The organism is Frankia nepalensis (genome assembly GCF_016786325.1).
In the GTDB taxonomy this organism is placed as follows: domain Bacteria; phylum Actinomycetota; class Actinomycetes; order Frankiales; family Frankiaceae; genus Pseudofrankia; species Pseudofrankia nepalensis.
Window position 1 is genome coordinate 19,922 of sequence record NZ_JADWYU010000160.1, and the last position, 8,311, is coordinate 28,232.

The 8,311-nt window shown below is 74.0% G+C and carries 6 protein-coding genes; 1 reads left to right on the forward strand and 5 read right to left on the reverse strand.

The window, feature by feature from the left end; translation table 11 throughout:
* Positions 1 to 33: 33 nt before the first annotated feature.
* The 5 genes from I6A81_RS25045 to I6A81_RS25065 all read right to left on the reverse strand — a co-directional run bounded on the left by I6A81_RS25045 (position 34) and on the right by I6A81_RS25065 (position 7,087).
* Positions 34 to 1,827 (reverse strand): ABC transporter ATP-binding protein/permease, encoded by a 1,794-nt coding sequence (locus I6A81_RS25045; RefSeq protein WP_203003507.1) that lies wholly within the window; start codon positions 1,825 to 1,827, stop codon positions 34 to 36.
* 316 nt (positions 1,828 to 2,143) lie between these two features.
* Complete coding sequence (gene chrA / locus I6A81_RS25050) at positions 2,144 to 3,373, reverse strand: chromate efflux transporter (protein ID WP_203003508.1); 1,230 nt, start codon at positions 3,371 to 3,373, stop codon at positions 2,144 to 2,146.
* Positions 3,374 to 3,443: 70 nt separating this feature from the next.
* Positions 3,444 to 4,262: an arsenate reductase/protein-tyrosine-phosphatase family protein gene (locus I6A81_RS25055; RefSeq protein WP_307874895.1), complete on the reverse strand. Its 819-nt coding sequence runs from the start codon at positions 4,260 to 4,262 to the stop codon at positions 3,444 to 3,446.
* Positions 4,263 to 4,906: 644 nt separating this feature from the next.
* Complete coding sequence (locus I6A81_RS25060) at positions 4,907 to 5,131, reverse strand: hypothetical protein (RefSeq protein WP_203003510.1); 225 nt, start codon at positions 5,129 to 5,131, stop codon at positions 4,907 to 4,909.
* A 591-nt stretch (positions 5,132 to 5,722) separates the two neighbouring features.
* The gene (locus I6A81_RS25065) at positions 5,723 to 7,087 is read right to left on the reverse strand and encodes an amidohydrolase (RefSeq protein WP_203003511.1); all 1,365 of its coding nucleotides are present in this window, start codon (positions 7,085 to 7,087) and stop codon (positions 5,723 to 5,725) included.
* 384 nt (positions 7,088 to 7,471) lie between these two features.
* Here I6A81_RS25065 and I6A81_RS25070 point away from each other — a divergent pair, with 384 nt between their 5' ends.
* Entirely contained in the window at positions 7,472 to 7,963 is a 492-nt protein-coding gene (locus I6A81_RS25070) for a hypothetical protein (protein WP_203003512.1), read from the forward strand.
* The last annotated feature ends 348 nt before the right edge of the window (positions 7,964 to 8,311 follow it).

Genomic DNA, 8,311 nt, shown 5'->3' on the forward strand with positions numbered 1-8,311 from the left:
GCCGGTGGTGCGGCCGCTCCACGCCCCGGCGGCTCAGGCGCCGGCGCCCCTGGCCCGACGGCGCAGCACCCACATGGCCCCGCCGGCGCAGGCGACGGCGAACAGGGCGAGCGTCACCACACCGCGCACCGCCGCCCCGGCGCCGCCGTCGAACGTGTCGCCGTAGCCGGCCATCGCCGGCACCGTCGCGACATAGCCATCCAGGCCGATCACCTGGCCGAGTGCCTCGAAGGCGTAGCGGGTCGCCATCACCGCGCCGACGAGCCGGCCGGGTGGCGACATCTGGTCGATCGGCACGATGGCCCCCGCGAAAAGCACCTGCGGGAAGCAGAGCATCGGCAGCGCCAGCGCGGCCTGCGCCGTGTCCGACACCGCGGCCGAGGCGAGCAGCCCGAGGGCGAGCGCGGCCACTGCCTCGATCATCAGCACCCCGAACAGGCCCAGGTAGACACCGACGCCCGCGCCGGGCAGCCGACCGGTGACCCGCAGCACGCCGAGGAGCACCGCGCCGACCGCGGCGAGCACCGGCACCAGGGCCGCGATCTTCGCGGCCACGTAGACGCCCGCGCCGAGACCGGCGAACCGCTCCCGGCGGAACACCTCGACCTCGCCGACGATCTGCGGCAGACCGTAGGTCAGGCCGAAGAAGAAGCCGGCGAACGCGATCCAGAACATCGTCGGGGCGGGGCCGAGGTCGGCCGGGTCGTCGGGCGCGAACGCGCCGGGCTGAAACAGCGTCGCCATCATCACCGTGACCAGCAGCGGCGAGCCGACCAGCACGGCGGCGGTGAGCCGGCTTCTGGTCATCACCTCGACGTTGCGCCGGGTCAGCAGCCACCAGGTCCGCCACGCCCCGGCCCCGCCGCGCCGCGCTGGCCGCGTGTCTGCCTCGAGGAAGCGCTCGCGCGCCGCCGGGCCGCCCGCGCCGCGGGGCCTGGGCACCGCGGCGGAGGAGGGCGCGGCGGAGGAGGGCGGCGCGGCGGGGGTGGGCGGCGCCGCCGCGCGGGCGAACCGGGACGCGAAGGCCTCCGGGTCGGCGGCGAGCCGGACGTAGACGTCGACGAGGTCGCGGGCACCGAAGTGCGCGGGTGCCTCGGCCGGCGGGCCGTCGAACGCGAGGCGCCCACCCCGGGCGAGCAGCACCACCCGGTCGCAGCCCGCGAGCACCGCCGGGTCGTGGGTCGTCAGCACCACCGTCGCGCCGGCGGACGCGATCCGCCGCAGGATGCCGAGCACCTCGATGGTCGTCGCCGGGTCCAGCCCGGACGTCGGCTCGTCCAGGAACAGCAGGCGCGGGCGGGCGAGCAGTTCGACGGCGATGCTCGCGCGCTTGCGCTGCCCGCCGGACAGCGCGCGCACCGGCACGTCCGCGCAGTCGGCGAGGTCGAGGTCACGCAGCACCTGTTCCACGGCGGCGTCCGCGGCCGCGGCCGAGGTCGCCGCCGGCAGCCGCAGGCGGGCCGCGTAGCGCAGCGTGCGCCGGGGCGGCAGCTCCGGATGGATGATGTCGTCCTGCGGCACATAGCCGACGCCCGCGCCCACGGCGGACCCCGGCGGGGCGCCGTCGTGGCGTACCGTGCCGGCGGCCGGGGCGCGCAGGCCGGCGAGCGTGACCAGCAGCGTGGTCTTGCCCGCGCCGCTGCCGCCCGCGACCGCGACCAGTTCGCCCGCGCCGATGGACAGCGACACGTCGGTCAGCGTCTCCTGCCGCCCGGAGCGCTGGCCCACCCCCACCGCGTCGATCCGCACGCCCCGCGCGCCCGCGCGCCCCGCTCCCGCCAGGCCGCCGGCCTCGCTGCCAGGTGGCGCCCACGCCGTCGTGGTCATCTCCCCGTCTCCCTGTCCCGTTTCCGCCGGTTCCGCGTCCGCGCGCCCGCCGTCGCGCCGCGGCACGACGGGGCGGACGTCACGCGGACGTCAGGCCGCGAACGCGGACGACGCCCGAACGCGGGCAATTCCCGAAGGCGGACGATGCCCGAGCGCCCTTCCGCGGGCCTTCCCCCGGTCGTCCGGACCGGTGACGCCTGGCGGACAGCCAGGGCATCGCGGCCCGTCCCACCCCGCGGCCGACGGCCCCGCGGCCCACTCGGGCCAGGGCCCGGTCAAGGTCCCTTGGCCGCCGATGGGGAAGGGCTCCGCGCGGTCACGCGGGCAGAGTCGCTCCAGCGGCCACGACGACGACGCCGACCGCGCCGGCGGTGAACAGGGTGAGCACGACCCCCCGGCGGGCCACCAGGAGCAGAAGCGCGGCCCCGGCGAGGACCACGAACTGCCAGGGCTCGTGCAGAGCGCGGACGAGCGGGATGGCGGAGCCGAGGATGGCGCCGAGCGCGGCGGGCCCAGCGCCGTCGAGGAAGGTGCGCATCCGGGTGTTGTCCCGCAACCGGTCGAAGCGGGGCCCGCCGAGGACGACGAACAGGAACGACGGGGTGAAGGCGACGGCGGCGGCCAGCAGCCCGCCGCCGACTCCGGCCGCGGCGTAGCCGACGGCGGCGACGGTGTGCACGACCGGCCCGGGCGTCACCTGGCCGAGGGAGACCGCGTTGAGGAACTGGCTGGCGGTCATCCAGTGGTAATGGTCGACGGCGTCGGCCTGCATGAGCGGGATGATGACGAAGCCGCCGCCATAGGACAGCAGACCCACCTTCAACGCGACCCAGGCCAGCGCGAGCAGCCCGCCTCCGGCCACGGCGCCGGCCGCCAGCGCCAGCACCGGCGCTGGGCTCACCGGTACCGGGGTCACTGGCATCGGGGTCACCGCGGGCCGGCGGGTGCCGGCCCCGCCGGCGGGGCCGGCCGCGCGGGCGGCCACCTCGACCAGGCCGCAGGCGATGAGGAGCAGGACCAGCCAGGGGCCGAGCGTCGCGGCTCCGGCGACGCCGGCGGCCAGGTAGAGCGACCAGCGCGGCCGGCTCACGGCCTTCGCGCGGCGCCAGCTGGCCGGCAGCAGGCCGACACCCACGTGCACGGCGACGGCCGCGACCGCCGCGCCCGCGCCGGCACCGGCCGCGCGCACCCACTGGGGTGGGGACCCGGCCAGGAACAACGCGGACAGCGCCAGCACCGCGACGAGCCCGGGAACGATGAACGCGAGCCCGCCGACGAGCGCGCCGGGCCGGCCGCGCAGCCGCCACGCGCAGTAGATCGAAAGCTGGGTCGAGGCCGGGCCGGGCAGCAGGTTGCACGCGGCGATCGCGTCCTCGAACTCGTGCGCCGTGATCCAGCCCCGTTTCTCGACACACAGTTCGCGGAACATGGCGATGTGCGTGGGCGGTCCGCCGAAGCCGAGACAGCCGATCCTGCCCCATTCGCGCAGCAGGGTGCCGAGGCTCGGACGGGCAGGCGTCGCCGCCGCGTCGGGGCTTGGGTCCACAGCGTCGCTCCGCGGGTGTCTCGTCGCCTCGTCGGCGGGTGGGCCAGGGCACAGGGCACGCGGCCGGGTGTCAGGTGTGTGCCGCCGGCGACCGATGGTCGATCAGCTGGAGCAGGAAACGGACCCGGGTCGCCACCTCGGCGGCGAGCCGCTCGAACGCCGGGTAGGTCGCCTCGTCGGAGTCGCCCTCGCCGGCCGGGTCGGGCAGGCTCCAGTGGATCAGGTCGGGAGATCCGGGAAACTCCGGACAGACCTCCCGGACCCGGTCGCACATGGTGATCACGTAGTCGAAGCGCTCGCCGGTGAACTCCGCCAGGTGCTTGGAGCGCCGGCCCCTCGGGTCTATCCCTCGGGCCCGCAGCACCCGCACCGCGTTCGGGTGCAGTGGTTTCGGCCGGCTGCCGGCACTGCGGGCCGTCACGCGGCCCTCCGCCAGCGCCTCCAGCAGCGCCTCGGCGATCTGCGACCGCGCGCTGTTGCCGGTACAGAGAAACAGCACGCGGACCGGCGCCGCTGCCGCCCGGCCGGGGCTGGCGGGGCTGGCGGGGCTGGCGGGGCTGGCGGCCGGCGGAACGAGCCGCAACCCGGGGTGCAGCGCACCGCCCGCCGCGGCGAGCAGCTCGGCACAGCGCGCGAGGTCGAGCGAGTAGTACGCGTCGCGCCCGTCCGCCGAGCTGCGCCTCGTCGACACCAACCCGCCGGCCCGGAGCTGGCCCAGGTGATAGGAGACCAGGCTCTGCGGTTGGCCCACCAGCCCGGTCAGCTCCCGTACCTGGCGATCACTGGCTGCCAGCTCGTTCAACAGCCGCCACCGCACCGGATGGCCCGCGAGCCGCAGAACAGCCGGCGGCGACGCATCCCGACCATCCACCGCCACAGCGGCTGACACTACATCAAACTGGTTCGATTGAACAAAAAAGATTGGTGCGTCTGGTCAGCCCAGGCGCCTCGCGGAAGGCCGGCCGTCGGAACCGTCGTCGCCCACGGTCCGGCGTGGCCGGCTCATCGGGCGCGAGGGGCGCGGCGGGTGATCAGCCTCTGCTCCGGCATCGGACCCGGCCACCCGATGCCGAGCAGTTCCCGTGTCGTGACACGGAGGAATCCACCCGACATCGGGTCAGGCCCCGGATTCGCGATGAGCGTCGGCGTCTGGGCGGCCGAAGTGGCGGGCTCCCGGCCGGTCAGGGCAGGCCCCGGGCTCAGACCGACCACCGGCAGGCAACGACCGACCGCGATCGGACGGGTGGGCTGAGTGGCCCGCGGAGCGTCCGAGAAGGAGAGGTCGGACGATGGAATGGCCCCGCGGCGATCATCCTCGATCTCCGCACTCCTTCGCGCGCCGAATCGCGGCCGAGGAACGCTTCTATGGCCAGTCTCTGTCAGAGCTACGTATGGCCAGTCTCTGTCAGAGGGCTACGCGCCGCCGTCACCGTCGTTGGACGACGGCAGGGCGCGCGGTATCGCGAGGAGCGAGGGACCACGTCGACCGAAAACAGCGGCTGGCGCCGTATCGGCGCCAGCCGCTGTCCGGGCTCAGTCCCCCGCATATTCAGCGAGTCCGTCAGTATAGCCGTCCTGGTAGCCGCCGTCGTAGCCGTACTCATAGCCGTAGTCGTAACCGTCGCTGTAGCCGTCGTAATAACCGTCGTAATAATCCGTACTAGTGGCGTTCGGCTGCGCCTCGGGCGCGGCGGCCGCAGCGGCCGGTACTCCCACACCAGCCGTGGCCAGCGACGCCAACACAGCGGCCACCGTCATGCGACGACACCTCGACGTAGTAGCCATGAGAAGCTCCATCCTATGTCGGATCTCGTCCCCCAATCGGGGAACGGCCTCCAGAGACGGCCGCACGGCGAGCGCGCACCATCTTCCCTCTTCCGTCCGCCGACCCGGAAATCACCATGGAAGGCAACACCGATGGCTGGCATAGTTGTTTTTCCCAGGAGGCTCGGACGCCAACCAGGCATGCCCGTTTTTCTGGACGGCCCACGACGAGACAGCCGGAAAAACTTCCTCGCCCTCTTGTCCGCGCCGATCCCCGGGTGGGAAAATCCGGTCTGGGGCGGTCACGCCTGATATGGCTCAGGCGCGAACCGCTCGCGCATTCATCCGCGGCCCCGCCCCGTGCTCGCGGTAGGTTGCGTCGCCGTGGGAACGTGGGCGGCCTCCCCGCTGGATCCCCATTTCCCCGTGGTGCCGAACGGTCTGGCGGTCTGGCGACGGCATCGAGTGGCCGGGCCAGGCTCGCGGTAACGTCTGCTCGCGGTCACGTCTGACCAGGTCGGCTGGAGTGGGCGGCCGAAACTCGGCTACAGGAACGGCCGTCGGCCACGATCCGGCGCTACGAGGCTATTCCGAGGTGAGGGCCGCGCGGCGGGCGAAGAGTTCCTCGGCGGCGGCCTGGGCGCGGGCGCGGACGGCGGCCTCGTCGCAGGTCAGGAAGGCGCCGCCGGCCAGCAGGCGCCGGCCCTCGACCCAGACGCTGTCCACGTCCTGACCGGACGACGAGAACACCAGGTGCGCGGCCACGTTCGCGTCGCTTCCCGACAGCAGCGGCGTGGTGTGCAGTTTGCGCAGGTCGACGGTGACGAGGTCGGCGCGCTTGCCCGGTTCGAGGCTGCCGGTGACGTCACCGAGGCCGAGACAACGGGCGCCCTCGATGGTCGCCATCGCCAGGATGTCCCACGGGTCGCCGGCGGTCGGGTCGAGCCCGACGAGCTTCTGCAACAACGAGGCGATCTTCGCCTCCTCGAGGATATCCAGGTTGTTGTTTTCCTTCTCGCCGTCGCTGCCGATGCCGACGGTGACGCCCGCGGCCCACAGCTTCGGGACCGGCGCGGGGCCGGAGGCGAGCTTCATGTTCGACGCCGGGCAGTGCGCCACCCGGGTGCCCGTCGCGGCGATCAGTTCGATCTCGGCGTCGTCGAGCCAGACGCAGTGCGCGACGACGGCCCGCCCGTCGGCCAGCGCGCCCCGCCGGGCGATCTCCGCCAGTGGGCGGTGGCCGTAGCGGCGCAGCGACTCCTCCACCTCCCAGCGACTCTCGCTGGAGTGGACGTGCAGCCCGGTGTCGTACTCGGCGGCCAGCGCGGCCGCGTCCGCGAAGGCGCGCTCGGTGCAGTAGAAGAGGTGCTCCAGCCCGACCCAGGAGCGGACCCGGCCGTCGAACGACGACCGGTGCGCGGCCAGCAGCGCCCGTGTCGAGTCGATCGACTCGAAGTAGTCGTACCCCTCCTCGTCGGCGACATAGGGCACGAGCGTCGCCCGGATGCCCAGCTCTCCGGCGACCCGCGCCGACCCATCGAGGAACCGCCACATGTCCATGACGGACGTCGTTCCGGTTCGCAGCGCCTCGGCGTAGCAGAGCCAGCTCGCGGCCTCGGCGATTTCGGGGGTGAGCGCCCGGTGCGCCGGGTCGACGTAGGTCTGCAGCCAGTCGAACAGCGCCAGCCCCTCGGCGGTCCCGCGCAGCAGCCCGGAGTGCAGGTGGCAGTTGTGCAGGCCCGGCAGGACCGCGAACCCGGTCGCGTCGATGACCTGGACCTCCGGCCCGGTCGCGCCCGGCCCGGCCACGCGCGGGTCCGCGTCGACCTCCTCGACGGTCCCCACCGCGAGGATCTCCACCCCGTCGAACAGCACCGACCCCGGCTGCAGCAGCCGTCGCCGCCGGTCCGGCGCCATCGGCAGCACGACCCCGCCACGCAGCAACGTCATCGCCATGGCGCCCCATTCAGCCCGACCGGCGCGGGGCCCGCAAGCCGCCCGCCGCCCATGCGGCGCGGGCCACACCCTCCCGGGACCCCGCCGCACGGACCGCGACCGGGAGCCCACGCCTCGGTGCCCGCGGCACGCCGGCACGCTCACCCGACACGGTCGACCTGTCACAGTCACCAGCCCGCCATTGCCCATTGCCCGCGGCTCAGCCCAAGCGACGGCGATCGGGTAGCCACCGCCATCGCCCCCTCCTGCTCGCGGAAACAGCTCGAGGAGCGGGCGGGGCCGGGCCGTCTCAGCGGGGATCCGGCGTTCGTCGCGCGCCCGGGTGTCTGAATCCGGACACGTCGGGGTCCGGCAGCGGCATTTCGGGATGATCAGGCCATGGTCGACTTCCGGAGACCGCGATCGGTGGCGGCGGTGGCGGGCCTGGTCCTGGCGCTCGCGCACGCCGCGGCGTGCGGCTCGGCTGGTTCGGCGGCGCAGGCCGCCCCGCCGTGCTCCCTGCTCACCGCCGCGGAGGTCAGCGCCGAGGCCGGCTCGACCTTCCAGCAGGGCACCGCGTTCCCGTCCGTGAGCGATCAGCAGGTGCTTGGCTGCCCATACGGCTCTCCCAAGGGCTGGGTGCGGGTCTGGACCTCGCGCGGGTCCTCGGGAGCCAGCGCCGGCTGGCAGGACCCGCCGGCGTGCCCCGACGGTCGGCTCGAGAGGGCCGACGGCGCCGGCTACCGCGCCTACGCCTGCACCACCGGGGCGAACATCCAGTCCATGTATGTCGCCAAGGGCGACAACTACCTCGAGATCACGATAGGTGCCGGCGCCCCGCCAGGCGCGGCACGCGCCCTCGGCGCCCTCGCCGTCACCCGTATCTCCTGACCCTGATCCATTCGCTTTTCCGGGCACGCATGGCGTGGTCTTCACCCTTCCCTCCCGGGGGACATGACCGCCGCCATCACCCTGCTCTCGGACCGCGCACGGATTACCGAGCTCGACCGGTCGGGTGGACGGCTTCGGCGGTTGCCGGGTAATTGGCTGGGCAACTCGCCCGCGGCTGGCGACTCGGCCCGCGCGCATCGCGCGAAAAACGCCACGCCGCTGCCGGGACGCGAGCGGACCAGTGGACTCTCGCCTGAGATCGCGGCCCGCCGGCCCCGGCGGGCTCTGCCGCGGCGAGGGTACGGTCGGTGTGGGGTTCAGGGCACGACGAGGCGGCCTCCGCGGAAG